Source organism: Marisediminitalea aggregata (assembly GCF_900129565.1).
Lineage (GTDB): Bacteria > Pseudomonadota > Gammaproteobacteria > Enterobacterales > Alteromonadaceae > Alteromonas > Alteromonas aggregata.
Genome location: NZ_FQWD01000005.1, coordinates 451,443 through 474,657, shown reverse-complemented (window position 1 = coordinate 474,657; position 23,215 = coordinate 451,443). Strand labels below are relative to the sequence as shown.

Annotated in this window: 22 protein-coding genes; 9 read left to right on the top strand and 13 right to left on the bottom strand. The window is 50.6% G+C overall.

Annotated features, from left to right (window positions below):
- Window positions 1–4 precede the first annotated feature (4 nt).
- Entirely contained in the window at window positions 5–1,168 is a 1,164-nt protein-coding gene (locus BUB81_RS16355; protein ID WP_073324392.1) for an exo-beta-N-acetylmuramidase NamZ family protein, read from the top strand.
- A 20-nt stretch (window positions 1,169–1,188) separates the two neighbouring features.
- Complete coding sequence (locus tag BUB81_RS16350; protein ID WP_073324391.1) at window positions 1,189–2,151, top strand: hypothetical protein; 963 nt, start codon at window positions 1,189–1,191, stop codon at window positions 2,149–2,151.
- Here BUB81_RS16350 and BUB81_RS16345 read toward each other — a convergent pair.
- The gene (locus tag BUB81_RS16345) at window positions 2,148–3,014 is read right to left on the bottom strand and encodes a MurR/RpiR family transcriptional regulator (protein WP_073324390.1); all 867 of its coding nucleotides are present in this window, start codon (window positions 3,012–3,014) and stop codon (window positions 2,148–2,150) included. The two genes, BUB81_RS16350 and BUB81_RS16345, sit on opposite strands and share 4 nt — an antisense overlap.
- 170 nt (window positions 3,015–3,184) lie before the next feature.
- On the opposite strand from BUB81_RS16345, the gene BUB81_RS16340 reads away from it, so the two are divergent.
- Entirely contained in the window at window positions 3,185–4,531 is a 1,347-nt protein-coding gene (locus BUB81_RS16340) for a M14 family zinc carboxypeptidase (protein WP_073324389.1), read from the top strand.
- Window positions 4,532–4,540: 9 nt separating this feature from the next.
- On the opposite strand, the gene BUB81_RS16335 is transcribed toward BUB81_RS16340, so the two are convergent.
- From BUB81_RS16335 to BUB81_RS16320, 4 genes are all read right to left on the bottom strand, one after another.
- Window positions 4,541–5,467 (bottom strand): dioxygenase family protein, encoded by a 927-nt coding sequence (locus tag BUB81_RS16335; protein WP_245819241.1) that lies wholly within the window; start codon window positions 5,465–5,467, stop codon window positions 4,541–4,543.
- 64 nt (window positions 5,468–5,531) lie between these two features.
- A complete protein-coding gene (locus tag BUB81_RS16330) occupies window positions 5,532–6,278 on the bottom strand; it encodes a substrate-binding periplasmic protein (protein ID WP_073324388.1) in 747 nt (248 codons plus the stop codon).
- A gap of 129 nt (window positions 6,279–6,407) precedes the next feature.
- Window positions 6,408–7,547 carry an acyltransferase family protein gene (locus BUB81_RS16325; RefSeq protein ID WP_073324387.1) on the bottom strand — a complete coding sequence of 380 codons (1,140 nt, stop codon included), beginning with the start codon at window positions 7,545–7,547 and terminating at the stop codon, window positions 6,408–6,410.
- Window positions 7,544–9,415 carry a glycoside hydrolase family 3 protein gene (locus BUB81_RS16320; protein WP_084526652.1) on the bottom strand — a complete coding sequence of 624 codons (1,872 nt, stop codon included), beginning with the start codon at window positions 9,413–9,415 and terminating at the stop codon, window positions 7,544–7,546. Before BUB81_RS16320 ends, BUB81_RS16325 begins: the two co-directional genes overlap by 4 nt.
- 273 nt (window positions 9,416–9,688) lie before the next feature.
- On the opposite strand from BUB81_RS16320, the gene pbp4b reads away from it, so the two are divergent.
- From pbp4b to ggt, 3 genes are read left to right on the top strand one after another with little or no spacing between them, the layout of a single operon-like run.
- Window positions 9,689–12,133 carry a penicillin binding protein PBP4B gene (gene pbp4b / locus BUB81_RS16315; protein ID WP_073324386.1) on the top strand — a complete coding sequence of 815 codons (2,445 nt, stop codon included), beginning with the start codon at window positions 9,689–9,691 and terminating at the stop codon, window positions 12,131–12,133.
- A 49-nt stretch (window positions 12,134–12,182) separates the two neighbouring features.
- The gene (locus BUB81_RS16310; RefSeq protein ID WP_073324385.1) at window positions 12,183–13,559 is read left to right on the top strand and encodes a Na+/H+ antiporter NhaC family protein; all 1,377 of its coding nucleotides are present in this window, start codon (window positions 12,183–12,185) and stop codon (window positions 13,557–13,559) included.
- A 2-nt stretch (window positions 13,560–13,561) separates the two neighbouring features.
- Entirely contained in the window at window positions 13,562–15,235 is a 1,674-nt protein-coding gene (gene ggt, locus BUB81_RS16305) for a gamma-glutamyltransferase (RefSeq protein ID WP_073324384.1), read from the top strand.
- Window positions 15,236–15,276: 41 nt separating this feature from the next.
- Here the strand turns inward: ggt and BUB81_RS16300 are convergent, their stop codons facing one another.
- Complete coding sequence (locus tag BUB81_RS16300) at window positions 15,277–15,963, bottom strand: helix-turn-helix transcriptional regulator (protein WP_073324383.1); 687 nt, start codon at window positions 15,961–15,963, stop codon at window positions 15,277–15,279.
- Window positions 15,964–16,084: 121 nt separating this feature from the next.
- Between BUB81_RS16300 and BUB81_RS16295 the strand changes: the two genes are divergently transcribed.
- A complete protein-coding gene (locus tag BUB81_RS16295; protein WP_073324382.1) occupies window positions 16,085–16,471 on the top strand; it encodes a VOC family protein in 387 nt (128 codons plus the stop codon).
- Window positions 16,472–16,541: 70 nt separating this feature from the next.
- On the opposite strand, the gene BUB81_RS16290 is transcribed toward BUB81_RS16295, so the two are convergent.
- From BUB81_RS16290 to BUB81_RS16265, 6 genes are all read right to left on the bottom strand, one after another.
- Complete coding sequence (locus tag BUB81_RS16290) at window positions 16,542–16,823, bottom strand: hypothetical protein (RefSeq protein ID WP_073324381.1); 282 nt, start codon at window positions 16,821–16,823, stop codon at window positions 16,542–16,544.
- A 53-nt stretch (window positions 16,824–16,876) separates the two neighbouring features.
- Window positions 16,877–17,461 (bottom strand): hypothetical protein, encoded by a 585-nt coding sequence (locus BUB81_RS16285; protein WP_073324380.1) that lies wholly within the window; start codon window positions 17,459–17,461, stop codon window positions 16,877–16,879.
- A 109-nt stretch (window positions 17,462–17,570) separates the two neighbouring features.
- Window positions 17,571–17,990 (bottom strand): VOC family protein, encoded by a 420-nt coding sequence (locus tag BUB81_RS16280; protein ID WP_073324379.1) that lies wholly within the window; start codon window positions 17,988–17,990, stop codon window positions 17,571–17,573.
- Window positions 17,991–18,169: 179 nt separating this feature from the next.
- Window positions 18,170–19,549: an aldehyde dehydrogenase family protein gene (locus tag BUB81_RS16275; protein WP_073324378.1), complete on the bottom strand. Its 1,380-nt coding sequence runs from the start codon at window positions 19,547–19,549 to the stop codon at window positions 18,170–18,172.
- Between the two features lie 165 nt (window positions 19,550–19,714).
- The gene (locus tag BUB81_RS16270; RefSeq protein WP_073324377.1) at window positions 19,715–21,013 is read right to left on the bottom strand and encodes an adenylosuccinate synthase; all 1,299 of its coding nucleotides are present in this window, start codon (window positions 21,011–21,013) and stop codon (window positions 19,715–19,717) included.
- Window positions 21,014–21,183: 170 nt separating this feature from the next.
- Complete coding sequence (locus tag BUB81_RS16265) at window positions 21,184–21,372, bottom strand: DUF2065 domain-containing protein (protein ID WP_073324376.1); 189 nt, start codon at window positions 21,370–21,372, stop codon at window positions 21,184–21,186.
- An 81-nt stretch (window positions 21,373–21,453) separates the two neighbouring features.
- On the opposite strand from BUB81_RS16265, the gene BUB81_RS16260 reads away from it, so the two are divergent.
- Window positions 21,454–21,870 carry a hypothetical protein gene (locus tag BUB81_RS16260; RefSeq protein ID WP_073324462.1) on the top strand — a complete coding sequence of 139 codons (417 nt, stop codon included), beginning with the start codon at window positions 21,454–21,456 and terminating at the stop codon, window positions 21,868–21,870.
- A gap of 25 nt (window positions 21,871–21,895) precedes the next feature.
- On the opposite strand, the gene BUB81_RS16255 is transcribed toward BUB81_RS16260, so the two are convergent.
- Complete coding sequence (locus tag BUB81_RS16255) at window positions 21,896–22,762, bottom strand: thioredoxin family protein (protein WP_245819239.1); 867 nt, start codon at window positions 22,760–22,762, stop codon at window positions 21,896–21,898.
- 107 nt (window positions 22,763–22,869) lie between these two features.
- Here BUB81_RS16255 and BUB81_RS16250 point away from each other — a divergent pair, with 107 nt between their 5' ends.
- Window positions 22,870–23,214, top strand: a complete 345-nt coding sequence (locus BUB81_RS16250; RefSeq protein ID WP_073324375.1) for an Mpo1-like protein — start codon at window positions 22,870–22,872, stop codon at window positions 23,212–23,214.
- Window position 23,215: the final 1 nt, after the last annotated feature.

Below are 23,215 nucleotides of genomic sequence, written 5' to 3'. Positions count from 1 at the left end.
AAGCATGAAAGGACGAGTGCAGTTAATTGTCGTCACACTACTGACTGTACTGGTTAGTTTTAGTTCTCAGGCTATCATCGTCGGCGCAGAGCAACCTGCAGCCTATCTGCCACTATTACAAGGCAAGCAGGTTGGTCTGGTGGTCAATCAAACCAGCCGGGTCAGAGACCAGCACCTGGTAGATTTTTTGCTCTCACAGCATATAACCATTACATCGGTATTCGCGCCGGAGCATGGCTTTCGCGGCAACGCGGGGGCAGGTGAAACCATTAGCGACGGGAGCGATGCCAAAACTGGCCTGCCTATACGTTCTTTGTACGGCAAAACCAAGAAGCCAACACCAGCGATGTTGGCCGGCATTGATATACTGGTTTTTGATATTCAGGATGTCGGCGCCCGTTTTTATACCTACATCAGCACCTTACACTATGTAATGGAAGCAGCCGCTGAACAGGGTATTGCCGTATTGGTACTAGACAGACCAAACCCGAACGGGCGCTTTGTTGACGGCCCCGTACTGGATTTAGCATTTCAGTCTTTTGTGGGCATGCACCCTATCCCGCTGTTACACGGCATGACGGTAGGAGAACTGGCACTGATGATCCGTGGCGAACAGTGGATAAACAGCGCACAGGCCTTGTCGTTAACCATAGTGCCTGTCTTTGATTACCGCAAAACCGACCGCTACGTATTGCCCGTTCCCCCCAGCCCGAATTTACCCAACGAGCAGGCAATCCGGCTATATCCCTCTTTATGCTTGTTTGAAGCCACCGAGATCAGCGTAGGGCGTGGCACTCCCTGGCCGTTCCAGGTTATAGGACATCCGGATGTCGCACTCGGGGAATTTGCCTTTACGCCAGTATCCATGCCCGAAAGCGCCCCAAATCCCAAGCACCAGGACATGCAGTTACAAGGTCTGGACTTAACGGGCAGTACTATGGAAGGCTTTGATATTTCGCTGTTACTTACCGCGATTCAGGCTTTTAAAGAAAGCGATACACCACTGATCGACCGCGCGCGATTTTTCGATTTACTAAGCGGTACCGATTCACTGAGAAAACAGTTAAGCAAAGGCGATTCCCTGCAAGCCATCCGCGCTGGCTGGCAGCCTGCATTAGCCGAGTATCAACAACGCCGGCAGCCTTACTTGCTGTACCCCCTTACCTAACGCTTTTTGTCATAGACTCTATGAGCAAATCTACCCGCCTGTTAATTGCCGGTTTATGTTCGTTGTTACTGGCGAGCGCCTGGCTGTGGCATTTGTTTGCAACCAGCCCTTATTTTTCGGCAAAACACGCACCAACTGTGCAGCAAGATTCGCAGCCAATTACACCAGAGGCAAAGTCAGGTGCACCCACAGAAAACAACACCACAGCTGGCGACTATGAACAGCCGCAACATAATGCCGTGGAAGGGGGCGGCTCATTTGTCTTACTCACTGCGCCTGTCTGGCAGTTTTCAGATAATTTCAGCTCTCATGTTACGGCACTCTTTACTGCCGCATCCGAAGGTGACATTAACGCCTTATACGTGCTGGGAATGAATCTGCAGTTTTGTTACTACGCGCCCAGCACACCGAAGCAGCTCGATGAGGCATTACAACAAGCGTCATCATTTAGTGACGTGTCAGCGGCTACAGCCCGTATAGAACATCGCTACGCCTACTGCGAAGGCACACATCATCAGGTGAATAAGGGTTACTATGACTATCTGGACGAGGCGGCTGACAAAGGGCATGTGTTTGCTCAGCATGCGATAAGCAGGCTTACCGTCGACAGGTATATGGATTCGCAAGGGTTTACCTCTTTGCCCAGAGACGACTTTATTGAGAAGCGCGATGCGTTTGTTGCCCGACAACGCGCTTTCCTTGAACAGGCCGTTGCTCAGGGGAGTTTTCCGGCCATGAAGAGGCTGGCCGGCCTTCACCATGCACAACAAACAGGCAGCGGCGGCTATGTAAACGCCTTTGCGCTTAATCAGGTCATTCTGACACTCACCGACGATAATGAGTTATACAATCGCTACAACTGGCTGCAGCAACGACTACAGCAAACATTGAGCGACGCTGAGCTGACTCGGGGATATGCTCAGGCTGAGACCTGGCTTCACCTTATACGCAGTCATGGCACGCTTGTTACAGACGAAAACTAACTTCCGGAAACAGACGGATTACCCTGGCGAAACTGGGATACCACTTCATTCGTTCGTTCGAGTAATTTACGGCCGGGACGAGAGGCCTGTGTCAGCGCGATAAAGAGCATATCAATAATTAGCTCCTGTGCAGTTCGCGCCAGAATAGACGACAACCGGGCCGAAGCTTCCTCCGCCACCGAGTACAATTTGACGTCAGCAGGTTCAGAGACCGGCGTGTTGCCGTATTTGGTAATCGATATTACCTTGGCGTGATTGTCTTTAGCCTGTTGCACAACGTTAACGATTTCACGGGTGGAACCTGACTCAGAAATGGCAATCACCACATCGGCTTCACCAAACGTTGCTGCCACAGCCAACTGAATATGGCCATCGGCCTCCGCAATCGCCACCATCCCCAGCTTCTGCAATTTAAATGAAAAGTCTTTGCTCACCAGGGCAGACCCCCCAACACCACAAATAAGAATACGCTTGGCGTTTTTGATGATCTCTACGGCTTTTTCGAATTCGACGATTTCGTTCAGATTTCGGGTTTCATTTAATACGCTGATTTTACTGCTGAGCAGCTTGTCGGCCATCTGTTCAAACCCGTCATTCAGCGTTATTTTGCCATGCAACTGGGTATTCGGTGTTTCGCGATTGAGGGCATCGATGACTGCCAGTTTAAACGCAGGGTATCCTTTGTATCCCAATTTCTGGGCAAATTTAACCACACTGGACTGACTGACTCCTACCACATTCGCCAATTCCTGTGACGACAGATCACGCACAGCATTGGGTGAATCCAGCGTAAACGTCGCTAATTTTGATTCACTCGCAGACAGCGAATGTTTAATGGCTTTGATTTTAACAAAGGCAGACATGACTGATTACTTCCTACTCACCGGTTACACCGCCGTGGCGACAACTTCAACCTTGCTTAATGAATTTTTTATTCAAATATAAACTAGTTGATACGAATATCAAAATCTCTTTAAATAAAGGCTAGCGAGCAACACGCCTTTAAATTATTCCAAACAGGTTACCGTAAATTATGCACACTGCCCATCCCCATGTACCAGCGAATGCCATTGCCTCTTTGTGGGATAAACACCATACGGACAATTTGAATCGTGCTCACCTGCGCTTTTCAGACATCAGTCAGGTGGTTGAACAGTTAGCCCAACACGACGCGATAACCTCTTCGGTTGTCGGGCACGCCTGCTCCGGCACGCCCATAACGCGCTTAACGGTGGGGCGTGGGCCGCTCATTCTACTGGCGTGGACACAAATGCATGGCGACGAGCCTACCGCGACGGCAGCGGTGCTGGATTGGCTGCACATCTTATTAACCCAGAAATTACCTTCCCTCGACACGAACTGGCAATCACTGGTAACACTGCATGTCATTCCTATGCTAAACCCGGATGGGGCAGAGAATCGAACCAGAGTGAACGCTCAGGGTATCGACATTAACCGCGACGCTAAGGCACTGCAGACACCCGAGGGCAGAGTGTTATGGGAGCAGGTTCAAAGCTTGAAGCCCGATGTGGCCTTTAACCTGCACGACCAGAACCCTTACTACACTGCCGGGGAGGCCGGTGAAACGGCGACTATTGCATTTCTGGCACCGGCGTTTCATGTCGATAAGCATGTGGACGCTGCACGTTTGCGCGCCAAACAGCTTATCGCGTGTATGGCCGACGCAATTCAACACTGGTTACCCCGTCATATTGGACGATATGACGATACCTATTCCCAGCGTTCTTTTGGCGACAATATAGCCGCAACAGGTGCCAGCACGATATTAATTGAATCGGGCGCATACCCGGGCGACCCACACCGACAGACAGCCAGAAAAATGAATGTAGTTGCCTTGCAAGCTGCACTCGAGGCTTTGCTCAGTAATCAGTACATGCATAAGTCGCTGGCTGACTACTACCGGATCCCGGATAACGTGGAGGACGGCTTGGTTGACATCAAATTCAGCCAGTTGCAACTACGCTGTTTCGACACCGCATTTAATGCGGATGTAAACGTGAATGTGTGCCGTAAATCCGGCAAGGCCACCATTAAGCACATTGGCGACATGTCTGTTCAACAGGCTTTCCACACCCCCGATACCGCTGGCATGCGCGTGTTACCACTGAAAGGATACGTTGTGAATGAACCGCTCTCGCTCACCAGGGAGCTGTACCTGCAGCGACTAGCTGAGGGATGGGTTTATTTTATTGGCGACGATGGACACATTACCAATGAGTCAGGACTGCCAGTGTTGTGTGTGCCTGAAGCGCTGCCACAACCCTGGCTTCAGCCCGATACCCCGGCGTACTGGCTAATGCAGCACGACAACGGCCACATAGTTGCCGTACTGAACGGGGAAGTGGTTTGGGGCTGTTGACCTTTGTTATTACGAAATAATAATGCGTTTGTACGCCAGTAACGAGCCGTCGGCATTTTGCTGGAGATCGAACAGATAATCGTCGTCGCTGCTGCGAAAGACGGTGTCACCAGACAAATGTGTATCCGGCTCCCCGCGTGCAGCGTAATCGCTGTGTGACGTGCAGATAGCATCCACAAACTCGTCGCTGAAGGCAAATTGCGAAATCACTTCGTCGTTATTATTGTTCTTCACCCTGAAGTGAATATGAATAACGCGGCTGGAATACCAGCCTGGGAAACACGACGCGAAATCCACTCGTCCTGCACTGTCCGTGACTTTAATGCCGCGAAACCATTTTGCCGCTAAGGCTGCCTGGTCATTTCCGGTACAAAATCCAGAGCTAAAACCATTCGCATCACTGCTGTCGCTGGTATCGCCGGAATAAATGCCTTCAACGTCGCAATGCCAAACTTCGATTTCATAGCCAGAGAGCGGATTACAATTTGCGTCCACCAGCTGTAAACACAGCATCATCGGCAAACCGGTTTGCCCTTCTGATATGTCGTCGCGGTACTCGCTGTCGAAATAACAAGGCCCCTCGGTCAGCGCTTCAGTTAACTCAACCGAGCAGGTGCTGCTGCTCTCAAACAAGCTGTCATCCGGGAAATTTTCTGTGATCGATGACGTCCCGCCTGTGGCCCAGTCTGTGGTAGTCGTCACACCGCCGTTCGCCGTGCTGCTCCCCGACGAAGAAGACCCGCTGCTGCCGGCAGAACTCCCCGTACCCGAGGAGGAAGATGAGGAAGACGATGCGGCTGAAGTGGCCGTAGTACCAGACCCTCCGCATCCAATAAGCCCTAAAACGGGCGTTGCCAGGGCTGCGCCCAGCAAAGAACGAATGACACGGCGACGCTGCACTGTATGATTTAATTTAACGGGTGGTTGACGGTCCACAACGATTTACTCCAAAAATACCAGATAACAGTTTGGCAGTGCTGAGGTCCGTTAATTCAGGTCTTTACTGAAGTTTTACATTCTCGTCGAGTTGGTGTTTGAGTGCGGTATTAAAGCGTTGCATAAAGTCAGCATCCACACGCTGCCGACTAAACATAAAATGCACCGGAGTTTGATTAATGATCGCATCACTGATGTGCAAGTCGGTTACCTCTAATTCCTGTCCGGCAGCCTGAATGACGTCGATATCACCTACCACCGCCGACACTCTGCCCAGCTTCAGCAACTGCATTCTGCGAAGGGTACCTTCAGCATGGACAAGCTGAGACGGATACGTCTCACGTACATGATACCGGAACCATTCACCAAACCAGCCGCTTTTGTTTACAGCAACCAGAGCGCCTTGCTGCAATATTTGCTCAAGATCCTGTTCATGCCAGTCAGGATGTTCAGACCCCAGATAAGCAAACACAATGGTTTCAAGTCGATATGGAATAGAGAAAAGGTTTTGTTCGCGGCGTTGTGGAGTCGATACCGCGCCCAGCGTAACGTCAACATGACCGCGGGAGATATCCCGACCCATCCGTTGTTCGGGCAGGCCTACCGCCAGAAGTTCATGCCCAAGACTAGAGAGTGTTCGTTGCAACAACGCATAGTCTTCACCTGCCACATTGCCTGTTGCATCAACATACACATAAGGCTTCCAGTCTTCAGACATAGCAAGGTACAAGGTTTCACCCTGCGCGCCCCCGGCAACGGCCAGCAAAAGCCAGATCGTACTCAGAATGTACCTTAAGCGGTTGGCTATCATTTTGAAATCCTTTTACTTTCAATGGCCCATCCCCACCTTCTTACTTATTTTGCCCTTGACCTGATGGTCAGGTGGACAAACCAGCGCACTAACACACCGTTGATTCAACACCAGTTGAAAAAGATGTGATTATACCCGCCAAAAAATACCGCGCCGGTACATCCACAATAGCGGTAAATAACAAATTAAGCAGAAAAGCAGCGCAAAACACAATGAGGCCAGTTTGGGGTCGCCGATGAATTGGGTGATAGGTTGATAGAGCCAATACTTCACCGTCGCACCGTCAACGCGAATCATTAATAGCAAGCGGGCCAACACGCCTGCAATCATGTACAGCGCAATGCTGTTAGTGCCCGCCACCAATAGAGGATGCCCGGGTTTGAACAATGAAACACGGGAATCCAGGGCCATAAAGGCCCATAACAGACACACCAAAATCCCGCTGGTTACCAACACAAATGTAGGCGTCCACAATACCTTGTTCACAGGAACCCAGGCGGACAAAGCAACCCCTATTACAATGCCAGCAAGCGCTACAATCAATACTTGCACTGTACGGCGTTTCTCAGTAATTAAGTAGCGACCTGCAACCACGCCCAACAAGCAACTGCTCACCGCCGGTACGGTCGATAACAACCCTTCCGGATCAAAAGCAAAAGGGCTGGCATCGGCATAATAAAGATGCGATGCGCCCAGTATCAGGTTGTCGAGGTACGCAGACAGACTATTACCGTGCAACCATAACCCCTGATACGTTTGTCCATCCGCAGCACTATAAGGCACAAAACGCATAAGCAGCCAGTAGGCAACTAATAGCCCGATGGCAACGGTAAGGTACCGTTGCGGTGGGATTGTGCACATTAGCAGCACGGAAAGCAGATAGACTATTCCCAGTCGCTGCAACACACCCAGATAGCGCAGGGTTGCTAACCGGTCGTTGATCCAGTCGAAATCGGGTACTGCGAAATTAAACCAGAACAAGTACAGAAACCAGCCGAGCAGCACGAGGGTGGCACCTCGTTTTAACGCTGTCAGGCACACCCGCTTACTGCCTGATGCAGCGAGTGCTTTGGGCAACTGAATCGCGAGGGTAACGCCCATGACAAAGACAAAGCCGGGGAATACCAGATCGGTGGGTGTCAGACCATGCCAATTAGCATGAAGCAGAGGCGCATAAACGTGCTGCCAGGAGCCGGGATTATTCACCAGTAACATGGCGAAGATAGCCAGCCCTCGCAGTGCATCAAGCGCCTGAACACGATGTGTCATTCAATGGTAACCGGTGATTCACCAGGCATAGGAATGTGCCCTAACAAGCCCGCTGCCAGTGCGGAAAAGACCGCGCCTTCAGCAACCTCGCCTCTTGGCGTTTGACTGATTGTGACGTTGTAGCCAAAGGTGGCTATGCCGGCATCGACGACATTGCGGTATTCACTCAACATATAAGGTGTGCGCAGGGCAACCATCACTGTTTTAACCTGGTTCGCTTTTGCCTGTTCGGTCAGGCTCTTCACCCAGCGGTCTATCGCGGCTTTGTCGGGCCTTGCTCTCCAACTGGCTAAGTCATCCATGCCACCCATTTCAGCCATACTGTGCTGCGGCGTAATATCACCAATTATCAGTGCATCAGCGCTGAGTAACGGCGATAAATCAGGTTGAGTAGCAATGCGATTGAGTGACATACACACCGTCGTTATGCCTTTACCGTACTGTTTGAGCGCATTCGACAGCGCGTCGCAACGCGCTTCGTCGGGCATGACCAGAGCGAAGTGTTTACCCTTCAGCGGCAGTACGCCCTTATCGAAGACCTTGGTCAGTGCCGCTTCTGCCAACTCGAGCTCCAATTGCTGATTATCAGCCATCGGCAGTGCCGCCGTCGCCTCTTCCAGACGCTGAGCAAGTGGCCGGGCAATAAAGTCGTCGAGTTTATACGCTTGTTTCGCTGCCAGAATACGCAGCAGCGATTCATCCATCTCTGCCGCATTCAACTCGCCGTGTTCACGGGCCTGAATCCACTGTTTATACAAAGCGCGAAATTGCTTAATCCCCTCAGGATTACGGATAGCGAATGGCATTAACGCAATATCGGCCCCCGCATTGAAGGTTTTGATTACCGCATCGCGATGATCAACATATTGAGCGATACCGGCCATATCCAGAGCGTCAGTCACAATGAGGCCGTTGTAGCCCAAGTCGTCGCGTAGCAGGCCAGTCAGGATTTTCTTCGACAACGTAGCGGGTAACACTTTTTGCTCGCCGTCGCGGGTAATGAATGTTGTGTCATCCAACGCGGGATACTGAATATGCGCAGTCATGATCATGGCCGGGTAGTCTGCTTGCTCAATGGCATGCTTGAATGGCAATAGATCCACGGCATTAATGGTCGCTGCGTCGTGTTCAACCTTTGGCAGGCCGGTGTGGCTGTCTACATGAGTATCGCCATGACCCGGGAAATGCTTGAGCGCACTCATTACGCCATGCTGTTGTAAAGCTGATACCGCTGCCGCGCCCATTTCAGCCACCTGCTCAGGCGACTCGCTATAAGAACGAACGTTAATAACCGGGTTGTCTGCATTGAGATTAACATCGACTGTGGGGGCAAAATTGACGTTAAAGCCTAATAATCGAATAGATTTTGCAATACCCGCGTTCACACTCGTCGAGAAAGCGGTGCCGTGGGTGGGATACGTTGCGCCAATTGCCATGTTGCCTACAAACCGGGTAGCGACGGCGTCGGGTAATCTCGCTACTCTGCCACCTTCCTGGTCAATCGCCACAAACAGTGGCGGCAATCCCGCCTCTTTCGCAATGCTTTGCAACTGATAATTCAGCCGGACCACCTGCCCGGTCTCTTCCAGGTTCTCTGCAAACAGAATAACGCCACCGATTTTGCCCTCGCGAATGACAGCTTCCAGTTCTGGCGAGATGGCGGTTACCGGTGTTTTACAGTGTTTCTCGTCTGTGCCGTCTTCGCAGTAATAGCGCAAATCCAGCATGAGCTTTTGACCCAGCCATAACGTGGACTCACTGGATGACGAACAACTCGCCGTTACGCTCAGCATAGCCAGTACTCCCAATACCCCATAAAATCCTCGCAACATCATACCCGCTTTCCGATTGGCAGTTTCATTATTCATGCAGCTTACCCGATTCACACTAAAAAATAAATTATTCCAACAATCGCAATTTCCTCCCAAGATCTCAGAAAAAAGCAACCTGAACTCAATTAACCTGCGTCAACTATGCACACGCCAAACTGCCGAATAAATGAGACATAATCAGGAAGACGCCTTATACCTAATACGAAACACAGCCTGGGCTTAACTTGGAATATTTTATTATTTACTTTCGGTTTCGGTATTGCTAATTTGGGGTAAATACCGACCACTTACCTAGGATGCACACTGCTTATGCGCGCATTACGCCACTCGTTAACGTTAATTTTCTGCGTTTTGCTGGTTATCAGTTGTAGCAGCCGTAACGTTATTCAAATGCCGTCCAGTAACTACGGCGAAAGGGTGAAGTCTCTGGTTATCCACTTTACTGCCATCGATTACGCAAAGTCGGTTGATGCACTGGTGAAAGAAGGTGGCCTAAGCGCACATTACCTGGTACCTGAATCAAACGACCCATCAGATCCGATAGGTAAGCCGCGGGTCATTCAACTGGTCGATGAAAATAAGCGCGCATGGCATGCCGGTAAGAGTTACTGGCAGGGCCGTACTGGTTTGAACGACCATTCCATTGGTATTGAAATTGTTAATGTACCTACTTGCGAGCGTGATGGTCAGCTAGGTCCCTCGCTGGCTGAACATGGCAATAATCGCCTTTGCCTTTTCCCCGACTATGACCACAAACAAATTGAAGTGGTCATTGAACTGGCAAAGGACATCCTGGCGCGCAACCCCGACATTCACCCTACCGCCGTTGTAGGGCACTCTGATATTGCCTTCGACAGAAAAAATGATCCTGGCCCGCGCTTCCCCTGGTACCAGCTTTATCAACAAGGTATTGGCGCCTGGTACGACAACGACACACTGGCCCACTACTGGAAACAATTTAACGAACAGCCGGCTTCGGTCGGACTCATTCAGGCTGCATTCCGCGCCTATGGTTACGGTGTGGTCGAAACGGGCATTAAAGACAGCAGCACACTGAATGCGGTATCGGCTTTTCAAATGCACTTTTTACCCTGGCATGTCACAGGCGAACCTGACAGCCGCACCGCGGCGGCCTTATTCGCCCTGCTGGAGAAGTATTTTCCGGCCAGCGCAGAAAATCTCCTGGCCCGTTATGACAAGGAACTACAACCGTCTGAAGCCCAGGTATACGAGCCGAAACACGGCCAAATCGATACCCTTGTGCCGGATACAGAGCCAACCAAGCGCGCCTTTGTGACTGACCGGTTTGCATTCAAAAGTTATCAGGGGCGCGGGGAGTTGATTGTCGAAGCAACAGAACCCACCCGCGCCGAGATTAAAGTCAATGGTGAGACCCTGACGCTGGACCAGCCTTTCTTACCAGGTACGCCCTACCATTACTCTCTGGCCCGACGAACCCGTAATGGCCTGAATACGCTGTCTGTGAGTCAGGTTGAGCCCAGCACCGCTGAATTGCGAGTAACGGTGCCTTTTCCAACGCTCAAAGATGAAACAGCCAAGTACCAACAACGATTCAGTGCAGTAGATACCCTGATCAATCAGGAAGTGGAAGCAGGCTTTCCCGGTGCGGTCCTGCTGGTAGTTAAAGATGGCGCCATCATTAAACGAAGCGCCTACGGGTTTGCCAGGCGCTATGATGAAAATGGTCAGCCTTTGGCCATGCCTCAGCCAATGCAAACCAACACCGGCTTTGACCTGGCGTCTAATACCAAAATGTTTGCAACGACCTTCGCGCTGATGCGGTTGGTTGAAACCGGCCAGCTCGATGTAACCAAACCCATCCAGTATTACCTGCCAGAATACCAGGGCGATGGACGTGAAGCCCGCAGAGTGAGCGACTTACTTTCACACAAATCCGGATATGCCCCGGAGATCCCGTTCCATAAACCGGACAATCCACTGGGCCCGGCATTCTACTCTCAGGACAAACAGCGCACATCCGAGTTATTGATTACGCAGGTGCCGTTCAACATCGGCAATGGGCTCACCACGGCCTATAGCGACACCAATTTTATGCTACTTGGGTTGTTAGTTGAGCGCATCACCGGCTTGCCTCTCGACCAGTTTTGCGAAGAACAACTGTATACCCCACTGGGTTTGACCCACACGCGTTTCAACCCATTGCTTAAAGGCCACCAGCACGAAGAATTTGCTGCTACAGAACTGATGGGCAATACGCGTGGTGGCCGGCTCGATTTCCCCAACATTCGCACCTACACCTTGCAAGGTGAAGTACACGATGAAAAAGCATTCCACGCCATGCAAGGTGTAGCAGGCCATGCCGGGCTGTTTTCTACAGCGGATGATCTGGCCGTCATGACACAGCTGCTGTTAAACGGCGGTGGCTACGGCAATGTTCAGTTATTTGAAAACAGCGTTCTCAATGCGTTTATTAAGCCGGATAACCGCTTTTGGAGTTACGGGTTGGGTTGGCGTCGCGCCGCGAATGGCCAGAACCGCTGGCACTTTGGGCCATATGCCAGCGAACAGGCTTTTGGCCATACCGGATGGACAGGCACGGCGACAGTAATCGACCCTGCTCTGGATTTGGCCGTCATCCTATTGACCAACGCCCGACATTCGCCCATTGTGGAAGACGACGACGGCAATCTGCAATTTACCGGGAAAACCTTTGAAACCGGTAAATATGGCAGTATTGTATCGCTGGTTTACGAGGCGGTCCTCAACCGCTGATCCCAGGCATTAATGCCACGCTAAAAGAACAACAACAGGGCTTTACACTATGGAATGGGTTTCCATTATTCCACCGCTGGTTGCGATATTGATTGTTTTCTGGAAGAAAGAAGTCATTATGGCGCTGCTCATGGCGGTATTATGCGCTGAAGCGCTTATTCTTCTTACTTCCGAAGACGGGCTCCTATTACTGGCTCCCATTACCTCTATTGAACGGGTTGTCGATGTTGCCACCAGTGCGGGAAATACCCGCATACTGCTGTTCAGTGTACTGGTAGGCGCGTTACTGGCGTATATTCGCGATTCCGGTGGCGTCACCGCAACTGTTAACTGGCTCACCCAGCGCGGCGTTGCCCGCAGTCGTCGTCAGGTAGGCGGATTAACCATGGCCACCGGTATTGTGGTATTTATCGAATCGAACCTTAGCGTGCTGACTGCGGGTATTTTTGCCCGGGGCCTGTTCGACAAGTTTGGCATGAGCCGGGCACGGTTGGCTTATCTCATCGACAGCACCAGTGCGCCTGTGTGTATTCTCATTCTGTTAAACGGCTGGGGTGCCTTTGTGCTAGGCATGCTGGACACTTATGATTTACCTGAATCGTCGGCCAGTATTCTGTGGGGCTCTGTACCCTTCAATTTCTACGCTATTATTGCGCTGGCGATTGCGGCTTACACGGTTTTTGCCGACAAGGTTCATGGCCCAATGGCAAAAGCTGAGCAACAGCTTAGCAGCAACCAGCAGTCACTAGAGGCGGCGCCTGCCACCAAAGCCAGCTACATGGTTGTACCTATTGTAACCATGGTAGTCAGTATGGTGGGCTTTATGCTGTGGACTGGTAATGGTGTGCTTGCACAGGGTAGCGGCAGTAAATCCGTGCTGTACGCTACTATTCTGGCAACGGCTGTCGCCTATCTTATGCTGGTATTTGGCAAGCGATTTACCCACCACGAAGCGGTAGAAACCGGCTTCAAAGGCATGGGGGAAATTCTGCCGCTGGTCACGATTGTGCTGCTTTCACTCACATTGGGCAGCAGCCTGAAGGTGCTGGGCACAGGGGTTTTCGTAGCCGGATTAGTTGGTGAGTACTTACCTGTTGTTCTCGTGGTGCCCATGTTGTTTATCGCCGGTGCGATCATGTCATTCACTACGGGGACGTCCTGGGGCACCTTTGCTATTCTGATCCCCATTGGGGTGCCGCTCATTCAACAACTGGGACTCCCCCCTTCGCTGGTCATTGGTGCCATTCTGGGTGGCGGGGTATTTGGTGACCATTGTTCACCCATATCAGATACAACGGCAGTTTCATCCATCGCTTCCGGCTGTGATTTACTTGAACACGTTAGAACTCAACTGCCCTACGCCCTGGTTGGCGGCGGGTTAACACTCATCGCTTACCTGATCACAAGTATTATAATGGTGGGATAACAATGCGCATTTTATTAATTACATTAGGGCTGCTTGGCTTAGTCGCCTGTTCAAACCAACCTACAGAACAAACCACATCCGATTACGCAGTAGCCATGCCCGACAAGTTCGGCGCCCAGGTTGCCATAGACGTGCTGGAACAAGGCGGCAATGCGGTTGATGCCGCCATTGCTGCGCAATTTACGCTGGCGGTCACCTATCCGGAAGCCGGCAACATCGGCGGCGGCGGCTTTATGACTATCTACATCGACGGTCAGCCTGACTTTCTGGACTACCGAGAAATGGCACCAGAAGCCGCATCTCGCGATATGTACCTGGACGAAGACGGCAATGTTCACCCTACCGACTCTTTGTTTGGCGCGAAAGCCTCTGGTATTCCCGGCACCGTTGCAGGAATGTGGGAAGCACACCAAAAATACGGCAAACTGCCCTGGGCAAGACTGGTTCAGCCCGCGGTAACACTGGCCAAAGACGGCTTTCATGTTCCCCCGAAATTAGCCGGACGTGTTAGCCGGTATATTAAACGCCTGCGTGACAATGAACGTGACAGCAACTTCGAACACTATTTTGGCGCAGCCACGGAAGCAGACGTCTTATTTACACAACCTGAATTGGCGGCAACGCTGGCGCGTATTCGTGACCAGGGACCTGATGGCTTCTACAAAGGTGACACTGCTGACGCTATCGTTGCCTACATGCAAAAAACCAATGGCCTGATGACCCACGATGACCTTGCCAACTACCACGCAAAATGGCGCACGCCACTGGCATTCGATTGGCGTGGTTACAAAGTGGTTACGGCTCCACCGCCAAGTTCAGGGGGGATAGCGGTAGCACAGTGGCTGGGTATGGTTGATACGGTGCTAAAGACCAATATTATGCCTGCGCACAATTCTGCACCTTACCTGCATATGGTTTCGGAAGCAGGAAAACGTGTATTTGCAGATCGTGCCGAGTATCTGGGCGATCCGGATTTCTTTGATGTGCCGCAGAGTGAACTCATGCAACCTGCCTATATCGAAAGCAGAGCAAAAGACATTAATCTGACAGCCATTTCACCCACAGAAGGTATTGCACCCGGCTTACATGAAAGTGAAGACACCACGCATTTCTCTATCGTCGACAAGTGGGGTAATGCCGTTTCCAACACCACCACCATTAACCTGAGTTTTGGGGCAGGTGTGGTTGCAGAAGGGGCGGGCTTCTTGCTGAACGACGAAATGGATGATTTCAGTGCTAAACCCGGCGTGCCAAATTTCTTTGGTGCAATCGGTGGTGAAGCCAATGCCATTGAACCCTACAAGCGTATGCTGTCTTCCATGACCCCGACCATTGTGCTTGAGGACGACAGCGTGAAGCTCGTTACCGGGTCACCAGGCGGCACCACGATTATTTCTTCTGTGACACTGTCGATTTTTAATACCCTGCTGTACGGCATGACGGCGGAAGAGGCAGTGAACAGTCCGCGTTTCCACCATCAGTTATGGCCCAAAGACACAATCCGCGTACACGATGGGTTTAACAAAGCCACACTGACGGCGTTAGAAGCCATGGGCTATACCATCGACGACCGCCGCTTTGGTGACCTGCACCTTATTCTCAATGAAAACGGCAAGCTGTCTGCTGCTTCAGAGAAAAACGGCCGCGGTAAGGCCATTGTTCGCAACACCCAATAACACAGTCAGGTGAGGGAGTTTTGCGACAAGCAGCTCCCTCATTAAACGCACTCGTCCTGCTCTTTTAAGTAATCCGACAGCGCCTTGCCCTTTTCATCCCGAAACCGTTGTGGCGATACTGAAAAGTCCGAAATCCGATCCAGCCGGAAATTCCTGAAGTTCTGACGCATTTCACACCACCCGGCCAACAGCCAGATTGGGCTAAATGAAATCAATGCCAAAGGGCGAATTGTCCGCTCGGTAACCTGGTCACTCAGGTCAAGGTAACTGAATGTGACAAATTGCTTTCGCCTGATACATTCGCGCACCTCGGTAAAATTCACTTTCCAGGGAATTTTATAGCGACTAGGTGCTGAAAACGTGCTGATTTGGGTGAGCTCGTGGATCATAGGCGCAGTGAGCGTTGCCTGTATTTTCTCATAAGCACTTTTCGCTTTGCGGGCAAAGGCAGCGTCCGTCCAGTTACTTACCATACCAATGCCCAGTGCTATGGCTTCTATTTCATCGGCATCAAACATAATTGGCGGCAAGTGGTACTGTTTATCAATTACATACCCAACCCCCGCCTCACCAGTGATGGGAATGCCGCTGTCCATTAAATCCTGAATATCCCGATAAATAGTTCGCGGGCTGACCTCAAATAATGCTGCCAGGGTGTCGGCAGTGACAGCCTGATGCATCCTTCTCAGGTGATGCACAATTTCGTTGAGTCTTTCCGCCTTTCGCATGTGTTTGTCGTCCGTTGTTAAGGGAGATCCAAGAATAGAAAAACTCTACTGACACTTACTGTCAGGAGTCAACGAATACTATGAAAGCGTCTGTTAACCAACAACCACAAAGGAGACGAAGATGATTGGTTATATACTGGTAGGCACGGCTGATTTGGCACGAGCAGGCGCATACTACGACGCGCTACTGGGTACGATTGGCGCTGAGCGTTTTATGGAACAGGACAATTACTTTATTGCCTGGGCGCGAAACCAAGGAGAAGTCTCGTTTGGCGTCACCCTGCCATTTAACAAAGCGCCAGCAAGCGCAGGCAATGGCAATATGGCGGCCTTTGCGCTGGACACACCAGAACAGGTGAACGCCTTTTACCAAAAAGCCTTAGCACTGGGTGGCACCTGTGAAGGTGCGCCAGGCTTCAGGCCAGAAGATGCAGAGAGAGGCTTTTACGCCGGCTATTTTCGCGATTTGGACGGCAACAAGCTGAACGCATTCTGTATGGTACAGTAAGCTGGCAGCACCGGGTTTTGCGGTTTGCCTCACCTGGCATGCCGCACTATTCCTTTAAGAAACGAGAGGGTTATTTAAGCGTTAACGGGGGCAGATAGCCACTATAAAACCCGGCTGCAGCAATGATAATCCCCAGGCCGATCATGGCACAGGTAAATCCGGTATGAGCCCGGCGCTGGCTGAAAATAGCGCGTTCGTGAGATTTGGATTGTGGGTAAAACCCAAGAGTGAAGACCTTACAGACGGGCCAGCCTACGGCATAACACACACCCCAGAATAACCAGTCAACCAGCACCTTTGTGAGGGAACGGGAACGTCCCCGATGACCATCAGATATAAGCTCTTCACGCATGTCTTCGCTCCTTTATTTTTATTATTAGTGGCGATCAAGTTAGTTGGACATTGTTAATTCAATTTAGTTTCTGTCGATTCATACTGACTGTTGTGCAGTAATTGCGCCTGGGCAATCTTCTGCTCTGACTCCGCCTGGGTCATGACGTCTTGTTCCACCAGCCACTGGAACTTTCTAATTTCATTTTCCAATTCGTTGTCAGGATTAACGTCACCATACCAGTCCAGCAACTGCGCTTTGCGGCGGGCATGCAGTGTTTCAACAATCTGTTGGTGTTGCTTATTTTGCATTACCAGCACGTTACCACGCTCTGTTCTGAATACCGAATAGCGGGTTTTAGAAAAGTGGGCCCATAATACGCAGGCCATGCCCACCATCAACCAGAACCCCTTTCCAGACAGGCTCAGGTCATTAAAAATCGCCCAGCCTATTTGCGCTACGCCCAATGCAATCCAAAGCAAGCCGACATTGCGTAACCACTCGTTCTGCTCAATGGATACCGAGGACTTTTGCGGTAAATCGACATAGTTGAGATCTATATCCCCGGAACCGGATTTATCTTCGTAAGCAAAATTGAAATGGTCGTCCCTGAGCGTAAACGTTTGTTTTACGCCGCGCTTCTTTTGGATAAACTCCATTTATCTCTTTCCCGTTATCAAGACTACACGAGCTTTACAGCATCGAACTACAATATACCCATACTAACAATAAGTTAGCAAAAAAGGCCAGCATCAATTTGTGTATTTTTTAATCTACCGCAAATAGCTGCCCCATGTCTTTGAATGCCTTGAATTCAAGTGCATTCCCAGCCGGGTCCTTAAAAAACAATGTGGCCTGCTCCCCAGCCTGACCTTTGAAGCGGATATAAGGCTCAATCACAAACTCTACCTTCGCGGCAACCAATCGGTCGGCTAACTGTTGCCAGTCAGCCATAGTAAGTACGACACCAAAGTGCGGTACAGGTACATTGTGCCCATCCACGCTATTGTACTCAGGAGGCGTTGGCATACGCTTAACGCAATGCGTGACTAACTGATGTCCATACATATCCCAGTCAATCCATTGGGTATCGCTGCGGCCTTGCTTAAAGCCCAACAAGTCGCCATAAAACGCCCGAGCTTTGTCTAAATCATCTACAGGTATGGCTAGGTGAAACGGTTGCGTCATGACTAAACCTTAAATCGACGAATAAAAATTACTACATGTCTTCGCGTAAGCAGAAAATTACTGCCAAGTGCGAACCATATTAAGAAATAAAGCACGAAACGCAAAGCGCAGTAAGATAGTTTGAGGTGGTTAGCCGCTTCGCGTAGGCAAGGCGGCTTTTCAGTGATTAAGCCCCGTTGCTAAAGCAGTTTTTTCAACAGATAGCGTTTTCGTGCGCTGGAGGGTGCGTAACGAATGGCTGCGTCAAACCAGAAGCTGCGCTTCATAACGCTTTTTTGATGTGAGAACGTATCGAATCCAAACTTACCGTGATACCGCCCCATGCCGCTGTAGCCGGTTCCGCCGAATGGCAGTTCCGGGTTTGCCATGAACATCATTACGTCATTAATGCACACACTGCCTGCACTGACTTCGTCAATCATTTGCTGCTGCACTGACTGGCGCTGACTAAACAAATAACCAGCCAGAGGCTTGGGTCTGCGCTTCACAAAATCAAAGGCTTCCTGGACACTGCTCACTTCAAGCAATGGCATCACCGGGCCAAAAATCTCTTCCTGCATTACCGGACTGTCAATATCCGGGTTGAGTACAACGGTGGGTGCAATACGCAAGGCGGCCTCGTCTACCTGCCCGCCAATAACAACGTCCTGTTGCTGCATGTATCCACGGATGCGGTCAAAATGAGTCCGGTTAACAACGCGTCCGTAATCCGGGCTGGTCAGGGGTTGTGCACCATACTGCCGGTTGATTTCCTGCTCCAGCAGTGTCAGAAATTCCTTTGTTACACTGCGCTCAACCAGCAAATAGTCCGGCGCAATACACGTTTGGCCAGCATTGGTCCACTTGCCCCACACGACACGTCGGGCACTGGTAGCCAGATCGGTGTCGCTGTCGATAATACACGGGCTTTTGCCGCCAAGTTCCAGTGTTACCGGGGTCAGGTGTTTAGCTGCGGCCTGCATGACGATTTTGCCGACTCGGTCGCCTCCGGTATAGAAAATATGGTCGAAAGGTAATTCCAGTAATGAAGCCGCTTCATCTTTTCCGCCTTCGACGACCGAAATCGCATCGCCATCCAGATAACGTGGGATCAGAGTGGCCATGAGCGCTGAGCTGGCCGGCGACAACTCGGAAGGTTTTAAGATAGCGCAGTTCCCTGCCGCCAGCGCCGCAACATACGGAGCCAGGGTAAGTTGTATGGGGTAATTCCAGGCACCAATTATTAACACCGTGCCCAAGGGCTCAGGCTGGATAAAGCTGCGACCAGGCTGAGCAACGATTGGCGTACTCACGCGGGACGGCTTCATCCATTGCTTTAAATGCTTTTTGGTGTGTTTGATGTCGCTGAGCAGGAAGCCGACTTCAGTGGTCCAGGCCTCAGTTTGGCTTTTACCCAAATCTTCTGCAAGCGCCTCACACAGTGCCTTTTCGTTTTCTGTGAGCAGGCGCTGTAACGCATCCAGCTGCGCTTTTCGCCACGCATAAGTACGTGTTTTGCCGAGCTGAAATGTTTGCTGTAACCGCTCAAACGTGTGTGCGATTGAATGAGTTTGCGACATCTGAAATCCACTCCACCTTAACTGGACCGACCTATCGTAACACTAATTAATACCAATCCGCATAGAAGATTGATTGTCGCCACAGAAGCTTTGGGTAATGATGGTATTACAGGCATAAAAAAGCCCCGATGAACGGGGCCTTCAAACTCAGAGACTGTGTACGACTCAGGCGTCGTATGGGTGACGCATAACGATAGTTTCGTTACGGTCCGGCCCTGTAGAGATAATGTCTACCGGCACACCGGTCAGCGCTTCAAGGCGTGCGATGTAGTTCTTCGCGGCCTGAGGCAGTTTCTCGTAGTCGGTTACGCCAAACGTGGTTTCGCTCCAGCCAGGCATCTCTTCGTACACTGGCGTGACCAAATCATAGCCATCAGCTGCCATTGGCGGCACATCTTTGATGTTGCCATCAGCGTCTTTGTAGCCCACACAAATTTGCAGGGTTTCCAGACCGTCCAGTACGTCCAGCTTGGTTAAGCAGAAACCGGTGATCGAGTTAATTTGTACTGCGCGCTTCATGGCAACCGCATCAAACCAACCAGTTCGACGCTTACGACCGGTAGTCGCGCCAAATTCGTGGCCTTTAACACCAAGGTGTTCGCCTACTGCACAGTCCAGTTCAGTTGGAAACGGGCCAGAACCAACGCGAGTAGTATAAGCCTTAACGATACCCAGCACATAGTCGAGGTTCAGCGGACCAAAACCCGCACCTGTTGCCACGCCACCTACTGTGGTGTTTGAAGACGTTACATAAGGGTATGTACCGTGGTCGATATCCAACAACGTACCTTGTGCACCTTCAAACATGATTGGCAGACCGGCTTTTTGCGCTTTGTCCAGTTCGTCAGTTACGTCGACAACCATGGCACGCAGAATGTCTGCTACAGCCAGTGCATCCGCTAAGGTTTTGTCGAAATCAACCGCTTCTTCACCGTAATACTGAGTCAGTGTGAAGTTGTGAATATCCAGTACTTCTTTCAGCTTAGCGGCAAAGTCTTCCGCGTTAAACAAGTCGCCGACGCGCAGACCACGACGAGACACTTTGTCTTCATAAGCCGGACCAATACCACGACCCGTGGTACCAATGGCTTTGTTGCCACGCGCTTTTTCACGCGCCACATCCAACGCGATGTGATAAGGAAGAATAAGCGGGCAGGCTTCACTGATTTTCAGGCGATCGCGAACCGGTACACCACGCTCTTCGAGCATAGTCACTTCGGCCATCAGTGCATCCGGGCTCAATACCACACCGTTACCGATAATACAGGTTACGTTGTCGCGCAGGATACCAGATGGAATTAAGTGCAGAACGGTTTTCTCACCGTCGATTACCAGGGTGTGGCCAGCATTGTGTCCGCCCTGATAGCGCACAACATACTTTGCCCGGTCAGTGAGTAGGTCTACTACTTTACCTTTACCCTCGTCACCCCATTGAGTGCCGAGGACTACAATATTTTTAGCCATGAGTCGAGTATGTGTAAAAAATTAGGCGTGGATTCTATCAAAATTACCCTGCCCTGATCATCTGTTTTATGCACAAATATTCAGCACGAAGGGATTTAATAAGTAATATCTTACATTTAATAGCAATAACAACACCGAAGTACTGCTTGCAGGGGAATGAGATAACGCGTTTAAGCTGTCAACCAGCAAAGCAGGATCGCCCCCGCAGCAACAGTAATCCCACCAACCTGCCTCAGTTGGCTGGCAGACAGTCTGCTCAGCTCCTGAATATAGGCTTTCCACCGATTGGGAAAACACAAAGGGCCCAGCCCTTCCAGAATCACGACCATTGCCACTGCAGGCCAGAACCACTCAGGCATTTTTTGTTTTCCTTCAATTTTTTATGTTGCAATACAGCATTTCCCACTATACTCAGCGTACACTTGTTAACTGAAAATGCCATGCTATTTCCTAATTTAGGTCAGTTTAGCCTGACAGTGTCCAACAATATACTTGAAGTTTATGTGACCGGCGCCTGGGATCTTGCCATGGCGAACTTGCTGGTGGATGAAATGCTGCCGATATCAGAAGAGTTTAATAACGTTCACTGGGCAGCCATTATAGATTGTCGTCGATGGGTACTGAGTACACCTGAGTCACAGGTGAAAGTGCGTGAAGGGATCGCCCGAAATATTGAGAAAGGCCTGCGCCGCGCCGCCTACGTAGTCGATACTAACCACATTAAGCACGTTCAGTTGGAGCGCACCAATCCACAATTGACAGACTCCAGTCCAACATTGCAGGCGTATGAACGCCAGTATTTCAGCAGCTACCTGGAAGCGCTGAAATGGCTTCAAAGCGAAGGATACACACCCTGAGTGGCAAGCGCACTCAGGGTTCAGCTTAGTACATCAGGCTGTATACTTTGCGTCGATAGGTCGACTTGAGCGCATCGCCATCCGGCAGTGCATTAATGACATCCAGCATAAACTTCTTCGCTTCCCCAAACCCAAAGTCTTTTAACAACACGCTGTACAACAATTCCAGTGCCTCTTCTGAGCGCTGAACCTGATAAAGCGCAACCGCCAAATCGACTTTCACCTGCAGATTGTCCGGTTCTGCTTCGGCCTGTTCGAACAAGGCACGGATTTCGGGTGTGTCTGCCGCTTGCTCAGCCAGCTCAATTTTGCCCTGTAATGTTTGATAACGCTGGTCCTGATCGACCATCTTAATTTCGCCGAGTAAGGTTTTGGCCTGAGGCAGCGCACCGGTTTCAATCAAACAATCGATGTACAAGTATTTACTGTCGATGTTGTCCGGGTTAATTTCGTAGGCTTGCTTGGCAAACGGAAATGCCCCTGCATAATCACCTTCAGACAAGCATTCCGAAGCCTTCTGCAGATATTCATCTTCAGGCGCTGGCAGGTATTTCGCCAACATTGCGCGTATTTCTGACTCGGGTTGCACACCGGCAAACCCGTCAATGGGTTGCGCGTCTTTTACAACCATCACGGTAGGTAAGTTGCGAATGCCAAACTGGGCAGCCACTTCCTGCTGACGCTCGCAGTCAACTTTCGCCAACAGCAAAGTGTCTGGGTAATCGCCGGCGATTTTTTCCAGGATCGGCATCAAATCTTTACATGGCTCACACCACTCGGCCCAAAAATCAATCAGGACCAGTTTCTCTCTGGAGGTTTCCAGAATAACCTGTTGGAAATTCTCGACGGTCAGGTCAACAATATTGTTCGACATCATCTGCTGTTTGCTCATTTGTCTGTAATTTGCTTTGTTTAACAATATGGGCATCCTGAACACAAAAACAAGTACAAGTTTGGGCTTTGTCCTAAACTAACGAAAACAATAACAACGAGGCAGTCATGACAGAAAAAACCAACGGCCCATTTACTAGCTTTGCGGCATTTTACCCTTACTATCTTGACGAGCACCGCGACCCTCGCTGCCGCCTTATGCATTTCATCGGCTCTACGCTGGTAATAGCCTTATTGATATTGTCTGTTGTCACGCAGCATTGGATGCTGCTGTGGTGCCTGCCTGTAGCGGGCTATGGCTTTGCCTGGTTGGGTCACTTCGCGTTTGAACACAATAAACCAGCAACGTTTCGTTACCCTTTTTACAGCCTGATGGGTGATTGGGTAATGTATAAAGATATCTGGACAGGAAAGCTTTCTCTGACAACGACAGAAAAACGGGACAACAAATAAT